The sequence below is a fragment of the Runella sp. MFBS21 genome, from assembly GCF_029433105.1.
Taxonomy (GTDB): domain Bacteria; phylum Bacteroidota; class Bacteroidia; order Cytophagales; family Spirosomataceae; genus Runella.
The window spans coordinates 1-18190 of record NZ_JARNTW010000023.1; the positions used below are offsets into that span (position 1 = coordinate 1).

General features: G+C 40.9%; 16 protein-coding genes and 1 pseudogene. 12 read left to right on the top strand and 5 right to left on the bottom strand.

Annotated elements, in window-relative coordinates; translation table 11 throughout:
- The first annotated feature begins 208 nt into the window (after positions 1–208).
- The 10 genes from P1X15_RS27460 (at position 209) to P1X15_RS27505 (ending at position 13135) form a co-directional block, all read left to right on the top strand.
- Positions 209–2980, top strand: coding sequence for a TonB-dependent receptor (locus P1X15_RS27460; protein ID WP_277341339.1), 2772 nt, complete (start codon positions 209–211; stop codon positions 2978–2980).
- 33 nt (positions 2981–3013) lie between these two features.
- Entirely contained in the window at positions 3014–4264 is a 1251-nt protein-coding gene (locus P1X15_RS27465) for a right-handed parallel beta-helix repeat-containing protein (protein ID WP_277341340.1), read from the top strand.
- An 83-nt stretch (positions 4265–4347) separates the two neighbouring features.
- Complete coding sequence (locus P1X15_RS27470; protein WP_277341341.1) at positions 4348–5424, top strand: phytase; 1077 nt, start codon at positions 4348–4350, stop codon at positions 5422–5424.
- A 245-nt stretch (positions 5425–5669) separates the two neighbouring features.
- Positions 5670–6977 (top strand): esterase-like activity of phytase family protein, encoded by a 1308-nt coding sequence (locus tag P1X15_RS27475; RefSeq protein ID WP_277341342.1) that lies wholly within the window; start codon positions 5670–5672, stop codon positions 6975–6977.
- A 198-nt stretch (positions 6978–7175) separates the two neighbouring features.
- Positions 7176–8108, top strand: a complete 933-nt coding sequence (locus P1X15_RS27480; protein WP_277341343.1) for an ATP-grasp domain-containing protein — start codon at positions 7176–7178, stop codon at positions 8106–8108.
- A 13-nt stretch (positions 8109–8121) separates the two neighbouring features.
- Positions 8122–9000: a substrate-binding domain-containing protein gene (locus P1X15_RS27485; RefSeq protein ID WP_277341344.1), complete on the top strand. Its 879-nt coding sequence runs from the start codon at positions 8122–8124 to the stop codon at positions 8998–9000.
- Positions 8993–9886 carry a phosphate ABC transporter permease subunit PstC gene (gene pstC, locus P1X15_RS27490; RefSeq protein WP_277341345.1) on the top strand — a complete coding sequence of 298 codons (894 nt, stop codon included), beginning with the start codon at positions 8993–8995 and terminating at the stop codon, positions 9884–9886. The genes P1X15_RS27485 and pstC overlap by 8 nt, the downstream gene beginning before the upstream one ends.
- A 2-nt stretch (positions 9887–9888) precedes the next feature.
- Complete coding sequence (gene pstA, locus P1X15_RS27495; RefSeq protein WP_277341346.1) at positions 9889–10746, top strand: phosphate ABC transporter permease PstA; 858 nt, start codon at positions 9889–9891, stop codon at positions 10744–10746.
- Positions 10747–10769: 23 nt separating this feature from the next.
- On the top strand, positions 10770–11513 hold the full coding sequence (gene pstB, locus P1X15_RS27500; protein ID WP_277341347.1) for a phosphate ABC transporter ATP-binding protein PstB: 744 nt from the start codon (positions 10770–10772) through the stop codon (positions 11511–11513).
- 509 nt (positions 11514–12022) lie between these two features.
- Positions 12023–13135: an endonuclease/exonuclease/phosphatase family protein gene (locus P1X15_RS27505; RefSeq protein ID WP_277341348.1), complete on the top strand. Its 1113-nt coding sequence runs from the start codon at positions 12023–12025 to the stop codon at positions 13133–13135.
- A gap of 288 nt (positions 13136–13423) precedes the next feature.
- Here P1X15_RS27505 and P1X15_RS27510 read toward each other — a convergent pair whose 3' ends face one another.
- The 5 genes and pseudogenes from P1X15_RS27510 to P1X15_RS27530 all read right to left on the bottom strand — a co-directional run.
- Positions 13424–13675 carry a hypothetical protein gene (locus P1X15_RS27510; RefSeq protein WP_277341349.1) on the bottom strand — a complete coding sequence of 84 codons (252 nt, stop codon included), beginning with the start codon at positions 13673–13675 and terminating at the stop codon, positions 13424–13426.
- 268 nt (positions 13676–13943) lie between these two features.
- Positions 13944–14186, bottom strand: coding sequence for a hypothetical protein (locus P1X15_RS27515; RefSeq protein ID WP_277341350.1), 243 nt, complete (start codon positions 14184–14186; stop codon positions 13944–13946).
- 256 nt (positions 14187–14442) lie between these two features.
- Entirely contained in the window at positions 14443–14994 is a 552-nt protein-coding gene (locus tag P1X15_RS27520) for a hypothetical protein (RefSeq protein ID WP_277341351.1), read from the bottom strand.
- 38 nt (positions 14995–15032) lie between these two features.
- The gene (locus P1X15_RS27525) at positions 15033–16316 is read right to left on the bottom strand and encodes a hypothetical protein (RefSeq protein ID WP_277341352.1); all 1284 of its coding nucleotides are present in this window, start codon (positions 16314–16316) and stop codon (positions 15033–15035) included.
- Between the two features lie 429 nt (positions 16317–16745).
- Positions 16746–16904 (bottom strand): annotated as a pseudogene (locus tag P1X15_RS27530) (zincin-like metallopeptidase domain-containing protein); the annotation flags it as partial.
- Between the two features lie 244 nt (positions 16905–17148).
- Here P1X15_RS27530 and P1X15_RS27535 point away from each other — a divergent pair.
- A complete protein-coding gene (locus tag P1X15_RS27535; protein ID WP_277341353.1) occupies positions 17149–17874 on the top strand; it encodes a DUF6088 family protein in 726 nt (241 codons plus the stop codon).
- Positions 17871–18089 carry a nucleotidyl transferase AbiEii/AbiGii toxin family protein gene (locus tag P1X15_RS27540; RefSeq protein WP_277341354.1) on the top strand — a complete coding sequence of 73 codons (219 nt, stop codon included), beginning with the start codon at positions 17871–17873 and terminating at the stop codon, positions 18087–18089. The genes P1X15_RS27535 and P1X15_RS27540 overlap by 4 nt, the downstream gene beginning before the upstream one ends.
- Positions 18090–18190 lie beyond the last annotated feature (101 nt).

Sequence of the window (18190 nt, forward strand, 5' to 3'; positions counted from 1 at the left end):
ATCGATACAGTTCAATGACATGCCATCGAAAGGCACCTGTTTTGTACTTTTTCTTTAAATTAATAAAGCTGCTCACTTTCATAACTTTACACAATTTGTGTCAAGCTATTTCAGGGATATACAGTTTGGATTAAGCTTTTTCTGGCCCACAATATCTCGTATTTCTTCTCTCTACTTTTACCGATGAAATAAGTCACTCAGTGAATTTATGAATCGACATTACCCCTGTCTCATCGCTTTATCCCTTCTTTTTTTATTACTGTTTTGCCAGAACGTTTTTGCTGCAACGCTGAAAGGTTTGGTAAAAGATGTCAAAACGGGGGAGCCTTTAGTCGGCGCTTCTGTAATGGTCAAAAATACAAAAATGGGTTCGTCAGCAGGACTGGACGGCACCTTTCAAATCAAAGATATTCCTGCCGGGGTGTATCAATTGCAAGTCAGTTACATTACCTATCAAACAGCTACCTTAAACGTTAACGTTGATAAAGAAGATGTTGCCGTTGTCATTTCGCTGGAAGAAAATACCGGAAAAACGCTCAACGAAGTGTTAGTGACGGGTGTCGCGGACAGATCTACCGAAAACAGCGCACGTCTTATTGAGCGTAATGCGAATCAGTTAATGAATATCGTCTCCGGCAAAACTATTGAGATTTCTCCGGATTTGACAATAGCAAACTTAATACAACGCGTATCAGGGGTCTCGATTGAGCGAAACAGCAACGGCGACGGGCAGTATGCCATTCTTAGAGGCATGGACAAACGCTACAATTATACGCTGGTAAACGGAATCAAGATTCCCAGCCCTGACAACAAATACCGCTACGTGCCATTGGATATTTTTCCCTCAGAATTGTTGGGGCGGTTGGAAGTAACAAAGACTTTAACCCCTGATTTGGAGGGGGATGCTGTTGGAGGGGTGGTTAATATGGTCATGAAAGATGCCCCAAATCAATTGGAAATCAGAGCAAATGTAGCGGGTGGCTATAATGAACTTTTTATGGAACGCGGCTTCGGCAGTTTTGATCGAAGTCAGATTCAACACCAATCTCCCTATGAATTGAAAGGTAGTTCGTATAGTGCGACCGTTAACGATTTCCCCAAAGCAACCGCCTCTACGCAAACTAAAACCCCGATACCTAACATCATCGGCGGGTTTTCCGTCGGAAATCGTTTTTTACAAAACAGGCTGGGGGTGATCCTCGCGGCGAGTTATCAAAATACCTATCGGGGCAGTAACAGCCGTTTTTTCTCGTCTACAGTCTATGATACCGAAAAAACATCTCGCATTACCAGCCTGGCAGAACGTAAATTTTCGGATCAACAACAGCGTTTAGGTCTTCATGCAAAAGCCGATTTTCGCTTCAATCAAAGAAACAAGTTACAGTGGTATAATGCATTTTTGAATCTGGCTAACATTCAATTAAGAGACACCAAAACCACCGAATTTTCTTCGGGCGGTTATGATCCGCTCAAAGGAAATGCCGGGTTAAGTTTCTCTACTCGGTCACGGGTGACACGGCAACAAATCCTGAACAGTACCCTGCAAGGCAATCATTTGTTGTCCAATAAATTAAAGGTAAACTGGTCGGTGGTATATTCATTAGCGACAAGCAGAATTCCCGATAATACAACCGTAAGCGTATTGGGTAAACGAGAAAATTTCGTTGAAACCAAAACCTACGCTTCCCAATCTACGCGTCGTTGGGAGCATAACTCCGATCAGGATTATGCAGGGTATTTGAATGCCAGCTATCGGACACTATTGAAAGGTAACTCGCTGGAGATCGACGCAGGTGGACTTTATAGAGACAAACGCAGAGAGAATTTTTATAATAATTACCAACTGCAACCCGCCAATACCTTTACCCAATACGGCAAAGACTTCTTCAGCAATGCCGATATTAACTGGACCTTAAACAATCCACGGGGCTCGGTGGCATCTGCCCTAACGTATAAAGCTACCGAGCAGATTGGGGCGGCCTATGCTATGGCAAAACTGGAAACCAAAAAATGGCAGGTAATTGGCGGATTGCGGACAGAACACACCAACCAAGGATATGAAATGCTGTTCCCGTTGGGTGAATTGCGCCCGTCAGGTACCCAAACCTATACCGATCTGCTGCCAAGTTTGAACCTTAAATACGGATTGACGTCTGTCCAATCTTTACGGGCTTCGTATTTTCGTTCGCTCAATCGCCCAGGCTTCTTTGAAATTGTACCTGGTAAAGTCGTGAATGAAGAATTTCAGGAAAGGGGAAATCCTGATTTAAAAAGAGCACTTGCCGACAATTTCGATATCCGGTATGAAGTTTTTCCTACTCCTTCCGACTTATTCATGGTAGGCGTGTTTTACAAATACATCAAGGATCCGATTGAATATGCCCTGAGTGTTGATGCTACACGCGGACAGGATGTGTTTTATTCGCCCGGAAACTATGGAAATGCAACGAATTATGGCTTGGAACTTGACCTCATTAAGTATTTTCACAAGGTAGGTATCAAGGCCAATTATACGTATACCAACTCCTCGATCACCACCCAAAAAATTATCAGAGAACGAGATGCCAATGGCAATCTCTTCAATAAAAATGTGCTGCAAACCCGCCCGCTTTACGGGCAGGCTGCCCACGTAGCCAATGTGACCTTGCTTTACAAAGACACCAAAAGCGGTTGGGACGCACAGGTCGCAGCCTCCTATACGGGCGAGCGTATCAACACCGTTTCACAATTTCTTGACAACGACCTTTGGCAAGAGGCCTTCATTCAAATGGATGCTTCCGTCGAAAAAAGCCTCCGAGGAAAGTGGGTGATCTTTGCCAAAGCCAACAACCTATTGGATACCCCTTTGCGGGTCATCATAAAAAATACCAATCCGGTTAACAACGACCTTGAGGCAGATACAAATACCGGAAACAGTACTCTCATTCGGCAGGATTTTTATAAAAGGTCGTTTGTAGCCGGACTTCGTTTCAAATTGTAAAATCAAATTTCACTTATACACATTCATTTAAAAATGAAAAAAATACTATTGTTCGCGATGGCTGCTGCCTTTCTGGCAGGATGCCAAAAAAGTACAGACGACGTAACGCCTGTCGTAAAGCCCGATGAATTGAGCGTTTCGGGAGAAGTTTCTGGAACCTGGAAGAAAAGCTCAATCATCACCGTGAAAGGGGATATTATCATTCCTGCCGGAAAATCCTTGGCTATTGAAGAAGGTGTAAGTATCATTATGGATACCACAACCAAACCGGAGATCATTGTCAACGGGAACTTATTTGCGGTAGGTACAGCGGCCAATCCAATCAAATTTACGGTTCCGGAAGCGGCAAGAACGGCAAAGTATAAATTCGGTCAACTTTGGGGTGGGATTTTAGCTTCTAAAACCTGTGCGGAATTGCTACTTAATAACGTAATCATGGAATACGGCGGGGCCGTCACGACAGAAGCTTCCACGTCGGTTAAATTGGGCCTTTACAAAGCGGCGAGCGGCGAATTTGATCCCGCATTGTGGTTTTCAAATACAAACGGTAAATTGGTAATTGTTAATTCTACCATTCGCAATTGGCGTGATGATGCTACCTATATCGAAGGCGGTAGCGTACTTTTTGCCAACAACACTTTTTATACCACCGGCATGAGTGGCGGAGACGGAATCAACATCAAATCCGGTGTAATTGCCGACGTAGCTTACAATCTTATTTATAGTACCAATACAAATGGTTTAAAATTGTCAAGTACTGGCGGACGCACGCCGCAAGCCTACGTGGTGGCTTATAACAATACGCTCGTCAATACCGGTTGGAGAAGACCTACAGTGAAAGGAGGTTCTATTTGGGTAGAACAAAGTGTAAGAGCTGATCTGTACAACAATCTGATGGCGAACTGCCGTTTCGGAATTAAAAGAGATGCCAAACTTCCAGAAGATGCTCGTTCGGTCGTAAGCAATAATTTTTACTACGGTTATTCTCAGGATGCGGTGGATCAATTCCAGCCTTCTAAAGAAATTTTGGCAGGTATAAATGATATTATCGGAATAAAAGCGGATCAAAATGACCCTAAATTTGTGAATTATCCTAACAGCACAGATAAACTTAATGCCGATTATAATACCTCATGGGATTTTCACTTAGCGGCAGGTTCGCCGGCGTTGGGAAAAGGCATTACTTCCTTTACGAGAAATTTTAAAGATGGAATCGTAATCAATGGCGTCGCCTACAAATCACCTGATCCGGCTACGTACATAGGTGCTTTCGGAACAAAATAGACTTTCTTAAACCCCAATTAGCTACAAAGACCACTTGAGATACAGTGGTTTTTTGTTAACCGCCCAACTATTTATTATTGTATATGAACTTCAAATTTGTACCTCTAATTGCGCTTGGTATTGTGGCCTGCAAAAGTCTGCCCAAACAATCAAGAAACACGACTACGGAGATAGTAGCGCCCGTAGTTGTGACAGATAGCGTAAAAAAAGATTCTGACGACCCGGCCGTTTGGATCAACCCCTCTGACCCTGCCAAAAGCCTTATCATCGGTACGGACAAAGATCAGGACGGAGCGTTGTATGTGTTTGATTTGAAAGGAAAAGTGCAAGAAGACAAAGTGGTAAGAGGACTGCAAAGACCCAACAACGTGGATATAGAGTATGGTCTGAAGTTAAAAGGCGTTTCGACCGACATTGCCGTAACGACCGAACGGTTTACTCATCAACTTCGTATTTATTCTTTGCCGGATATGCGTCCTGTGGACAATGGCGGCATTCCTGTTTTTGAAAACGAGACAGGCGAAGGGTTTCGAGATTTGATGGGTATTGCTTTGTATAAAAACAGTGAAGGAACAATTTATGCCATAGTAGGACGAAAAACAGGCCCTACTAGCGGCGACTATCTTTGGCAATACTTACTCTCAGATGATGGCACCGGCAACGTAAAAGCAACATTGGTCAGAAAATTTGGGCAGTATAGTGGTAAAAAAGAGATCGAATCCATTGCAGTAGACGACGAATTGGGGTACGTTTATTATTCTGACGAGGGAGTGGGTGTCCGAAAATACTATGCTGACCCGAGCAAAGGTAATGAGCAGTTAGCCCTTTTTGCTACTACCGGCTTTACGGAAGATCACGAAGGAATTTCGATTTACCAACTCTCGAAAACCAAAGGTTATATTTTAGTCTCAGACCAAGGTGCTGACCAATTCCACATTTTTATGCGAGAAGGAACAAAGCAAAATCCCCATGAGCATACTTTATTAAAAGTAGTAAAAGTGAAAGCTCACCAAAGTGATGGTTCGGAAACGGTGGCAATCCCTTTTAACAACGTTTTTCGTAAAGGGCTGTTTATCGCCATGAGCGACGACCGTACGTTTCATCTCTATCGTTGGGAAGACATTGCGGGAAAAGAATTAAAAAGTATCAAAGGAAAGTAGAGAAGCGAGAGCCAACCAAAGTTACCATATTTCGTTGTTTGCTATGTCTGGTTCTGTATTCTTAATAATTAGACAACAAACATTCCGTTTATTTAGAAAGAGTAGAGCCGAATGTTTTTTTAAAAACATTAAATTGCTGATATACAAACTACTACCATTGTTTACATATCCTTAATAGAGAAAGTTTTTTTACGAAAGGGACAACCAATAGCTTTGTACATACTATCATTTATTTCCCCTTTCACATGCAAACTTCTACCTTTTTGCAAGCCTTTGGCGGTGCCTTGTTTCTGAGTGTTGTTATTACCTCCTGTGATGACCACAAATTATTTCCCAATACGTATCCATTGTATGCGGAAGCGTCTAATCCGCAAGTATTGTCGACCGCGCCCAACGGCACAGTGCTTTACAATGGAGGATTTGGTTCGGCGCTTGTAAGAGATCTCAAAGATCCCAGCGTTTTCTATTTAATGACCGACCGTGGTCCCAATGCAGCAGGTGTGGCTGCCAACTCTATTATTTTTGGAAAAACTGATTTTACACCTCAAATCGGCAAATTCCGTTTGGTAGGAAATCAATTGGTATTAGAACAGACTATTTTATTCAAAAACGCAGCTGGTCAATTGCTGAATGGTTTACCCAATCCAAGCGGTCAAGGCAGTACTGGCGAAACAGCTATCGATTTAAACGGTAATCCGATTGCGCCTAGCTCTGACGGAATCGACTCAGAAGGTTTGGTGTTGGCAGCTGACGGCACGTTCTGGGTAAGTGATGAATACGGCCCTCATATTGTCCATTTTGATGCTTCTGGCAAAACCATCGAGCGAATCAATCCCTTCGGTACCGGAACCGGTGGCCGTACATTACCTAAAGTATTGGCACGACGTCGTCCCAATCGGGGTATGGAAGGGCTAACCATTACACCCAATGGAAAAACACTGGTAGGCTTGATGCAATCGCCCATGTATAATCCGTCTTCTAGCGCAGTTAGTGGCTCAGTGGTTCTTCGGGTGGTTACGTTTGAAATTGCTACTGGTGCTACCAAACAGTACGTTTATCTGATGGAAAATGCCTCCCTGACGGGATGTAGCGAAATAGCCGCCATTACGAATACAACATTCTTGGCCTTGGAAAGAGACGGTGATTATGGCGGTAATACGGCCAAGCCTGCTACCTTTAAACGCATTTATAAATTTGACTTGGCAGGAGCCACCGACATTTCCGATCCCGCCAATGGAGATGGAGGAAAATTGTACAGTGGGTCAACAGTCGAGCAATTGAAAAATATGACTGGCTTAACCAATGCAGGAATTGTACCAGTAAAGAAGACATTGGTGTTTGACTTACTGACCGACATATCGCCCATTTATCCTCATGATAAACCAGAGGGACTTGTGTTGATTGGCAGTAATACGTTGGCCATTTCTAACGATGACGATTTTGGGGTGCTAGACAACGGGCAAAATAGCTTTACAACGAAACTCTTACCCGCTACCGGCAAAGTAGATGCTAATCGGATTTATTTTGTAACCTTGCCTACTGCTTTAAGATAGTTTTTTCGGTTCTCGTACACGATTTTTGGGAACTCACCTTCTGACGAGGGTGAGTTCTATGATTTGTATACGGATAAAGCAGGAAATACCCTCATTTTTGTTTATAACTCAGACTTATTTAGGTAATGATTTGTTCACAGAATCTTAATCTACACCCGGCTTGGTTTATCGTAAATTCGTAGGATAAATCTATCTTACATGAAGTTACTTTATTTGTATTCCGACTCGGAATTTACACCCTGGCGAGAAAATATTAATGCGGTCACGGTAGCCTCTCTCATTGAAGCTACACCGAGTCATATACAGCCCTATATTGCTCATTTTGTTGGCTTTACCGAAGAATTTACCCATTTTCTTCGTCGATTTGATTTAGTTTTCAATATTTGCTACGGATTTGATAATGCCGACCAAGTAGAAGTAGCTGGCTGGCTAGATTGGCATGAAATCAAGCATACGGCCAGCTCGTATGCCACCCAGCGAGTGGCAATGGATAAATCATCATTACCAGAGCTTTGTCAGAAAGTACAGCTGAACACCCCCCGCTTAGTGGCCTTTGATGATTTAGCTTCATTTTCAGAAACGACTACCTTTATTGCCAAGTACCGCTACGGTAGTCTGCACCGCGATATGTTATTCTTCACGCAGGACAACGTTCCTTATGAACAACTGATGCTCAATGACAATTACATTATTCAGCCCTATCTGCCCGGACGGGAATTTACGGTGGCTATTATCCCGGACGAGGACGGAAGAGAGTTCATTTGTTTGCCACCCGTTGAAATCATTCCGGATGATGGTCGAAAGATTTATGTAGCTGGACAGGGATATGGTACAACCCTCAAACAATTTCAACCAGAGTTAACACCGTCTCTTTACCAAAAAATCACGGAAGGAATTTTGGCTTTACACCAACTCATCGGTATCAAAGGAATGTCCCGTACCGATATCAGAGTCATGGAGGATGAGGTATATGTATTGGACATCAATACTATGCCTAATTTAGATCCTAAGCGAAGTTATTTGCCAGCCATTGTGGCGCATCAGGGTATATCCATAAAGGAATTGATTGAGCGGCTTATTAAATCAGCGACCTATTGGTACGACAAAAAAAGAATCATAGAAACTGCTTAAACTTCATGGCGCAATGAGATTTCGCTCCCTGAATTATTTTTACAAAAAATGGATAACCGGAGTTTCGTTCGGTTTGCTATTGGGAATGATAGCTTGTAGCAGTGATACTGAATTTCTCAGACTGAAAGGCTCCGATACTGAAGTAAACCTTTCGGTGTTGTTGGCGGAAGCATTTTATAAACAAAATCAATCCCTTCAGTTGTCTGTTTCAGGAGGAGGTTCCGGGTTGGGAATTGCGGCCCTCATGAATGGGCTAACGGACATCGCCAACTCATCTCGCCCGATGAATTTGGAAGAAGAACGCCTCTTTAAAGAAAAAAAGAAAGAAATTATCCCTTATGTATTTGCGCACGATGCTATTGCCATTGTGGTTCACGCGTCGTTACCGTTAGATTCTATTTCAGTAGAAGCATTGAGAAATATATTTAGCGGCAAAATACGGCAATGGACGTTTAAACAACTTCCAATGACGATTTATGGGCGGCAAAGTAATTCGGGAACCCACAGTTATTTAAAGCAAAAATTAGGCATTGATTTCTCTCTGTATGCGAAGGAAATGAATGGCAACGCACAAATCATCGAAGCCGTAAAAGCCGATAAAGGAGGCATTGGCTATGCGGGGGCCGGATACGTCATCAAAAATGGCAAACAGCAGGGAACGGGATTTAAAATCCTGAAAGTGTACGAAAAGAATGCCTTAGCCTACTCGCCGCTTGATTTTGATGCGGTCGTTCATAAAAAATATTACTTTCAACGACCTTTGTATCAATACATTTTAAAAAGCTCATATGCAAAGGCACTGCCACTTTTGACGTTTGAGAAGAGTATAGAAGGACAAAAAATTATCATCAATAATGGCTATTTCCCGGCCGACATTCCCGTCCATGAATAAGACAAAAGCACGCGTCCGAATTAATAAACTATTTCGATTTCTTTTCCAATTTTCGGGATTGTTGTGCATCTCTATTTTGCTGGGAATTTTTGGGATGTTATGTTACAATACTATTGCTTTTTTTACCAAAATCAGTCCCATAGATTTTATCACAGCGACCCAATGGGCACCTTCCTCCGGGGGAGATACCTCTACGTATGGCTTATTACCCTTGTTGGTAAGTACGTTGTTAGTCACTTCGGGGTCAATGGTGCTGGCGATTCCTTTGGGTATCGGAACAGCCTTGTTCATGTCGGAATACGCAGGTGCTGGAATGAAACAATGGTTGAAACCGACCATAGAAATGCTGGCGGCGATACCGTCGGTAGTGATTGGTTTTGTAGGTATCACTATAGTCAGCCCTTTGATTTCAACCCTATTCGGCTTGCCCAATGGACTGAATGCATTGAACGGATCCGTTTTGTTGGCTATTATGGCATTACCTACCATTATCACCATTTCGGAAGATGCCATTCATGCTGTTCCACAATCACTGAAGGAAGCTTCTTTAGGCTTAGGAGCTACCTATTGGCAGACCCTTCGTGGAGTGGTACTGCCGACAGCAGCGCCAGGAATCATTGCGGCGGTGATGCTGGGAATGGGAAGAGCAATCGGCGAAACGATGACCGTCCTGATGGCAACTGGCAACACATTGGCTTTCCCGAAAAGTTTTTTTGATTCCATTCGTACTATTACGGCAACCATTGCCATCGAAATGGGGGAAGTTCCCTATCAAACCACGCATTATTATGCCCTTTTTGCGATTGCGTTTGTCTTATTTATAATCACTATGCTAGTGAATATATTGGCTGAACATATTGCTAATCGTATTCGACAATTCCAATAAAGATGAAACCAACTGCTTCTCATCAGGAAAGCCCCGCGCCTTACTTATGGCTTTTGGCAGGTACGCTGCTAGTATGCCTATTTTTATTCAATATTTTATTTTTTATCTTCTTCAGAGGGTTTCCTGCCTTATCGTTTGATTTTTTGATTCAGTATCCTACGGAAGGAATGACCCAAGGAGGTATCTTACCGGCGATTGTCGGAACAGTGCTTTTAACCTTGATGACGGCTGTGGTTGCTTTACCTTTCGGGATAGGATGTGCCATCTATTTAAATGAATATGCCCAAGACACCTGGCTTACACGCAGCATTCGAGCCGCGATTCGTAATTTAGCGGGGGTTCCTTCTATTATTTTCGGGTTATTCGGCTTGGCTCTGTTTGTCCAGGGATTGCAATTGGGAACTTCACTTTTGTCTGCCGGACTGACACTGGGATTACTTTCCTTGCCTTATCTGATTACTACAACGGAAGAAGCCCTCAAAACCGTACCAAACGCCATGCGTGAAGGTGCTTTGGCCTTAGGGGCTACTCAGTTTGAAACGATACGTGACATTGTGCTGCCTCAGGCCATTCCCGGTATTGCTACGGGTACTATCTTAAGTTTATCCAGAGCGGCCGGAGAAACAGCCCCCATCTTATTTACTGGGGCGGCCTTTTTTATTACCGATGTACCAAGAAATCCGAAGGAAGAATTCATGGCGCTTCCTTATCATCTTTACATGCTTTCTACTCAGCACCAATCCATTGAATTGGTGCGCCCTTTCGCTTACGGGACGGCGGCGGTACTGATTACTTTGGTGTTTTTGTTGAATTTAACCGCCATCATTATTCGAAAACGTTATCGTACTCATTATCAATAAACGCATTGAGCTAACCAAAATCAATGATTCAAATCAAGCACCTAAACCTTTATTTCGGCACGAAACAGGTGTTGAAAACGATTGACTTGGAGATTGCTGCCCACAAAGTAACAGCACTAATTGGCCCCTCTGGTTGTGGAAAATCGACCCTACTTCGAACCTTAAATCGAATGCATGACTTAACGCCTGATGTACGGATAGAAGGAGAAATAGAGGTCGATCATATCGATGTGTTGTCACCGCAAACCAATGTACACCAGCTCCGAAAAAAAGTGGGCATGGTTTTCCAAAAACCGAACCCTTTCCCTAAAAGTATTTACGAAAATGTAGCGTATGGATTGAAAATCAACGGCTTTGCCAAAGGGAAAATCGACGAAATTGTGGAAGATTCGCTTCGTAAAAGTTATTTGTTTGAGGAAGTTAAAGATAAATTACATGAACCAGCGACTCGCCTTTCGGGCGGACAGCAACAACGTTTGTGTATCGCCCGAACCATTGCAGTACATCCGCAAATTATCCTGATGGACGAACCGTGCTCGGCCTTAGATCCCATAAGCACGGGGAAGATAGAAGAACTAATCGGAGAATTGAGGAAAGATTACACTATCGTCATTGTCACCCATAATATGCAACAGGCCATTCGAGTGTCCGATTATACAGTATTTATGTATCTTGGAGAAGTGATTGAGTTTTCATCAACGGAGGCCATTTTCCAATCTCCTACAAAGGAGCTAACCAAAAACTACGTAAAAGGGCACTTTGGCTAATAAATTCGTATCTTTTATTAGCGCCGGTGTCTTCTCTGTTATTCTGCCACGGCTAGAACCTTCGTTGAGGAGACTTTGGCTTTTTGTTTGCTTGGTTTCACTCCCCGTTCATTCTTCGTGGCGCTTTTTTTCTTCTTTTCGAAAAAGCTTAGTTAATTTTCGACTTTTCATATTAATAGAAGTTTTAATAAATACATGCCTGACACTATTTTGTTATTTATGAAAAAGAATTTTTTAAATTAAATAATGACAGTATTAAAGACTCTGACCATTTCAGATTTCTAGCCATATCAAGGATTAAAACTTAAAAAAATCTGTATTTCCGCTGCTTAAATTTAAAAGTAAATCAAAAAAAACAACATAAATCATCAATTTATTAGAAATACACGCTTGAATAATGACTACAAAATAGCACTTCTAATAGCTAACAATCAACAACTTACCGTTTGATAACTTTATTGTAATCTCAAAAAAGATTATCGTATTTTTAGGTTAAAACTCTTACTACCATGAAAATAGCTTCCTTCAATGTAGAAAACCTTTTTGACCGTCCTAAAGTTTTTAATGAAACTCAGGCTATAAGTGACAAAGTCAACGACCAAGTCACCAAATTGAATAATCTTTTGGAGTTAGACCGGTATTCAGATACGGATAAAGTGGAAATAAAAAAACTAATCATTGTCTTGGGGCTTGAAAAAACCGATGAAAGTGAATTTGTCATTTTAAGGCAGAATCGGGGGAAATTATTATCCCGTCCTAAAAACAAACCCATAGAAGTAGTTGCTAATGGACGTGAAGAATGGATTGGATGGTTAGAATTAAAAACAGCCCCAATCAATCAAATCGCCATCCGAAATACCGCTCAGGTGCTACGTGATATAAATGCTGATGTAATGGTGGTCATTGAAGCGGAAAATCGAATTGCGTTGAAACAATATAGTGAAATTATTCTCAAAAGTGTTCAGGGACATCCTTACGAGGAAATCATGATAATTGACGGAAATGACCCTCGGGGTATTGATGTGGGAATCATGACCAAAAACGGTTTTACCATCGGCCGAATACAAAGCCATGTTCATGATAAAGATACGGCAGGTCGGCTTATTTTTAGTCGAGATTGTCCCGAATACCTTATCAAAACACCCTCAGGAGAGTCCATTTGGGTACTTCCAAACCACTTTAAAAGTAAGTTTGGGGGCGATGATGCCTCTTCGCGTCGGAAACGATTGACCCAAGCTAATCGGGTCAAAGAAATTTACCAAAGGCTTATTGCAGAAGGAGAAACCAACGTCATTGTTTTAGGAGATTTGAATGATACTCCCAATAGTCAAGCACTCAGACCATTACTAGAGGAAACTGATCTACAAGATGTTTCTAACCACCCTAACTTTGATACTGGGGAGTTTGATGGAAAAGGCACGTTCGGTTTAGGCAATGACACTAACAAAATTGATTACATTTTACTTTCTACCGCCCTTTTTGTCCGAATTACCGCCTGTGGATTATTCCGTAAAGGGGCGTGGCCAGGTAAATCTCCTAAACGTTGGACAGTGTACCCCGAATTACAGAAAGAAATTCATGCCGCCAGTGACCACCATTTAATTTGGGTGGAACTTCGATAGGCATTTAAAACACGACAAACGTAAGAAAAAACAGACAGGGTTTACATGGGGCTGCCAGCTCTTGAGCCAAATAGTCTTTTTTGCCTACCTGTCGGGGGCCTAGCACGCCAACGGCGGGAAATTCCTCCAGTAGCTGCGTAATTTCTAAGGTGGTGTTGCGTCTAATCATCCTTGCAATTATAACACATTGTGTTCGATTTACAAGGATGTATTTTTAGATTTTCGTTAATAATTACTGAATTAGCTTAAAAAAAACAGGGCCGAGGCCATTCTCGGCCCTGTTGCAGTTTACACTTCTTTTGGTTTATTCTTGCGAATAACCAAAGAAATTGGTTGACCCAAGACGGTCAAAGACAGGTTCAAACCTTCTTGGTCGGCGTGTTCCCAGGCGACGCCCGTTTTGAGCCAATCGGGTTTTTCTTGGCCTTCTTTGTCTTTCAAAAAATAGACCGTGTGGGAAGGGTATTTAGGGTGAGAAGTGGTATCACTAGTCATCGTAGAGTCTCCTTTGGTTGGTGGTAAATGACGGAAGTCTTTCAAGCGTTTCGGCCATAGGGTAGCTCCCCGTAGTCGAAGATGATTTTTTCAAAAATCAGGGATTAGCGCCCAACAAGACGATGCGCTAGGCTTCCTGCGTCATCCCGCCTCTCAACAAAGTAGCGACTCAGATGATTAAAGCCTACTTCGAACCCCTCACTTTTTGAAAAAGGAATGATTGGTATATTTTAGTAAATGAGGAAATGACATATACCAGAAGACATTCTGCAAAACAGTGGGACTGTAGTTCTGAGTGTGGATAGACAAAGGATTAGGACTGGAAGCCTAGCATGAAGCCGTTAGTAGGTTTGCCATTGAGGTAGCTACCGAATTTACCAAAATAGAAAGCTGCACGCCCGCAACTCTTAGAAGCATTGGCACAATGCAAAAAGCAACGTGTCATACTCATCATTGCAAAACTCGACAGATTAGGTAAAAATGTGGCCTTTATCTCCAATCCTATGGAAGGTAGGGTAGATTTTAAAGCAGTGGACAATCCTAACTTAGGAAGCATTTATTGCCTGCTTAGTTTCAATAAACTTCAAAGATATAAGCGGCGAACCGCTGGAAGGCTATTTTATCTGAATTGTTAATTACATTTGGTGAGAGGGCTCAGATTGGCAAACTAGAAAATTAATTATTGACACAGTTCAGTGAAAACTCTCTAAATAAATAGTTTACTCATACTTTACAATATAACTTTTCTAAGTTCATATGGATACCAGTGTTATGGGTATTCAATAACCAGACTATTGAATAGGGAAAATAAGCTAAACAGACTTCAGTTTTCTGATTTCTCCAGTTTTCTTATCAATCAAAAGAATAATACTACAAGGAGAGCTTCCTCCTGATATTATTTTCTGAAAGCTTCTTTTTTTCAAACTCCCGTCGGCATTATAGGTTTCCACCCATCTTCCTTTTCTCTTTTGTTCGACAAATACCCTATCTCCTACATCGTTTAACAAAGCTTCAAGTTGTTCGGAAGGAACTTCATTTTTTGGGGTTCTAATATTTTCATCATGTTCATAAATTAAAACAATCTTTCCCCAAAGGTGGGCGTATTGCCGAGGTGGGTTATCTTTAAAACTATCGGTTAAATTTGTCCATAAATTTATCCTTTTTTCAGTTTTTCCACTATCAGGATATATATCCATATGTATAACGCCCATATCTTTATAAATATCATTAGCTTTATTACAGGTAATGATGAGCTCGCCGATAGCATCAATGATTTGTTGATCCTTTATTTGTATTTTCTCGCATTTTTGAGCCATACCAGACGAGAAAATACATAACAATAAAAGAGTGATTATTAGTCTCATGGTCTTATTAGTTAAAGACGTAAGTTAATACAAAAAGATCAATTAAGAAAACTAGATATTCCCGCACAGTCATTTTGCCAATTCCTTTTTCTACTGATTACGGAAGTGCCGTTATACTTTATCAAACCGTTGGCATGTACGATATAATGAGCCAATTCCGGCACATGTGATGCTGTGTCATAATCTTTGTTAGGTCCTGAACTTGGCTCGTCATAATCAGTGTTTGGTTCTTGCGGATGAGTGTGAAAAATCCCCTTAATAACATATTCATGCTGAACATGAGAGTTGGTGTTTGGACCTTGATAATAATAAACAAGGATTCCCCACCCTCCATCTTTTGGATATGTAGATACAATGGGTCTATTATTAATATCATAACTGATACTTCCCAGTGTATAAGTAAAATCATGTTGGTTATTTGCGTCATTTGGCATGATAATTATTTTATTATCTGTTGTAATGAAACCTAACATTTCTTTATTCTCAGCAGCTTGAGCTGCAAGTGCTTGATTAAATCCATCACAAGGAGTGGTGTGCTCTGAAAATCTTTTGAAATAGGTTATAACTCCCTCTGAGCCTATTGCACTACCACCACTGTTATCACTATAACCACTACTTTCAGCTGGTGGTTCTTGATCTTGGTCGAATCCATAATTCCAGATACATGATAGACCAGTAGAACATACAGTCCAATAATGTGTAGAACCATAACTGGAGGTAGAACCGGAATAACACGATAGGGTCGTATAACAATAATGACTTGTACGTCCATTTTTAGGCTTCTTTACCAGCTGTTTGACTCCATTAATAATTTCTCCAATATCCATAAGTCCTGCTACAGCTTTCCCATTCTCATAGGCTATACCACCTAGAATATTATCACCCCATTCTCTTATCAACATTGCGCCAGTAAAGTTTTTGAAAGAATAATTACCAAGTTGCTCATGGGAGATATTAGTGTCATACAAAAACTCCACAATTCTCATGGTTATCTCTTTATTTTTATTTTTATATACCCAAAGTTGTTGAAGACCAAGTATTTTACCTCTTCGTGCTTGCGTTATAGGAACTATGATAACAGCACTTTTCTTATTTTTATCCATTTTGGATTCATATGCATATTTCCAAAACACTTGCCTTTCAATGTCGTTTCCGATTAGTCGGGAACTTTTCATCATGTCATCAAACCATAACCTTGCTTCATCAATTGTAATATTCTCATTTTTTGGAACACTTATTACGGATTCCAAATCCTTATTACAGGAAATGACACCTAAAAGGAATAGTAAAGTGATTATTTTTTGATAATAGTATTTTTTCATAGAAATAGATGATTTAAAATAATTTATCTAATAAAAAAGAACATGTAGAATCCTAAATTATAATCTATTATTCTTTTGAGGAAGAATAACTTTTTGCAAAAATAGTTTTATATTTTGGGCAATAAAATACTGAAATCCCAGTACTTTTGTATGTTTTTGACTTTTAAGAAAATTTTTTAACCTTAAAGGAAAATAGTTTGTTCTAACAATTAATATTTTACACAAAAAATCAATACACTCCACACTACTTGTATTTCATTCTCACACAATCCTTGTTTCGATAAGCATTATTAGTGCACAAAGCAACTGTACCAATTTAAACCCCAGCTTATTTCGGTGCGGTTTTTAGGTACTCTACCCAACATACAAATTAATTTCTTTAATAGCTTGACATCCCATGATGCCAAGCTATTAAAGGGCTTTTATTCCTCACGGCCCTTGCAACCCATGCAGATACTCCACGGCTTTCTGAGCATGAGATGCCGCCGTGAAAATGAAACGCTTGTCGTCTTTGAGCACCTGCAGCCACGATTGAAGGTAAGCCGCGTGTTGTAGCTCCGGCATCGGTTCAAAACCAAGGTCTGCACCTAAAAAGCAGGTTGATTAATTGTAACGGATGTTTCGGTTGGATGCCCCCAACGGCTGTTAATACCCGTTTAATATAGTTTATCATCTGCCTATCCATTATGCAACTAAAGCTTGCGCTTTGGATGCTGTTGCTGGCTTATTTGAAAATCTGTCGCCTTATAGAGGTAATCTTTAAATATTTATTTGTCCAGTTTTTTTACTAATAAACTGGACAAATCTAGTATGTTTGTGATAATATATTCTTATGAAAACATCTGATTACATAGTATCTACAATAGACAGATTGCCCAAGGTCTATGTTTTTACCTACGCTGATTTTATGACTGAGGTAAGTCAAAAGGAAGCGGTGATAAAAGCCCTTAACCGTATGGTGCAGGCAGGAAAAATCGCTAAACTCTCAAAAGGCAAATATTATAAACCCGAAAATACTGTTTTTGGTCCGCTGCTTCCCAACCAAAATCAGATAGTCAAAGACCTACTCAAAGAGGATGGAAAGGTTACGGGATACCTGACGGGTTACAGCATTTATAACCAATTGGGTTTAACCACCCAAATCAGTAATACCATCCAAATCGGCAAAAGAGATGTTCGTCCCGCCTTTCAAAGGGAACGTTATACGATTTCGTTTATGAAGCAAAAGAATACCATTACCAAAGAAAATATTCCTCTACTGCAAATTTTGGATGCCATTCGCACGATCAAAAAAATTCCTGATGCCAGTTTGCAATCCTCGGCAAATCGCCTACTCGCTATCTTGAAAGGTCTGTCAGACAATTACTTAAACACCCTAGTTCGTCTGGCGTTGAAATACCCCCCTGCGACCAGGGCCTTATTGGGAGCACTTTTGGATGAATTAAAGAAGGAATCACTGACCCTTTCTCTGTACAAAACATTGAATCCCATTACTAAATATAAATTACCTGGCTTGAATAAGTCCCTAAGTACCACCGAAAAATGGAATATCGTATGAGATTGCACGAAAATAAAACCCTTTTCAGGCAGGCGGTGCAATTCACGGCTGACCAAATGCAAATAGCAGCGATTTATGTCGAAAAAGACTATTGGGTGACCTATGCGTTATACGTTATTTTTCAACACTCCATTGGCGAAGATACCATTTTTAAAGGTGGTACCGCCTTGTCCAAATGCTTTAGCATGATAGACCGTTTTTCTTATCCAAAGTAAATCGTTATCCAAAGATCTTTTTATCAGACACCTTAACCGGCTGATTTACAATACGACTTATGATAATCTTCTTTTGATAATTATGTTATCAGTTAACCAAG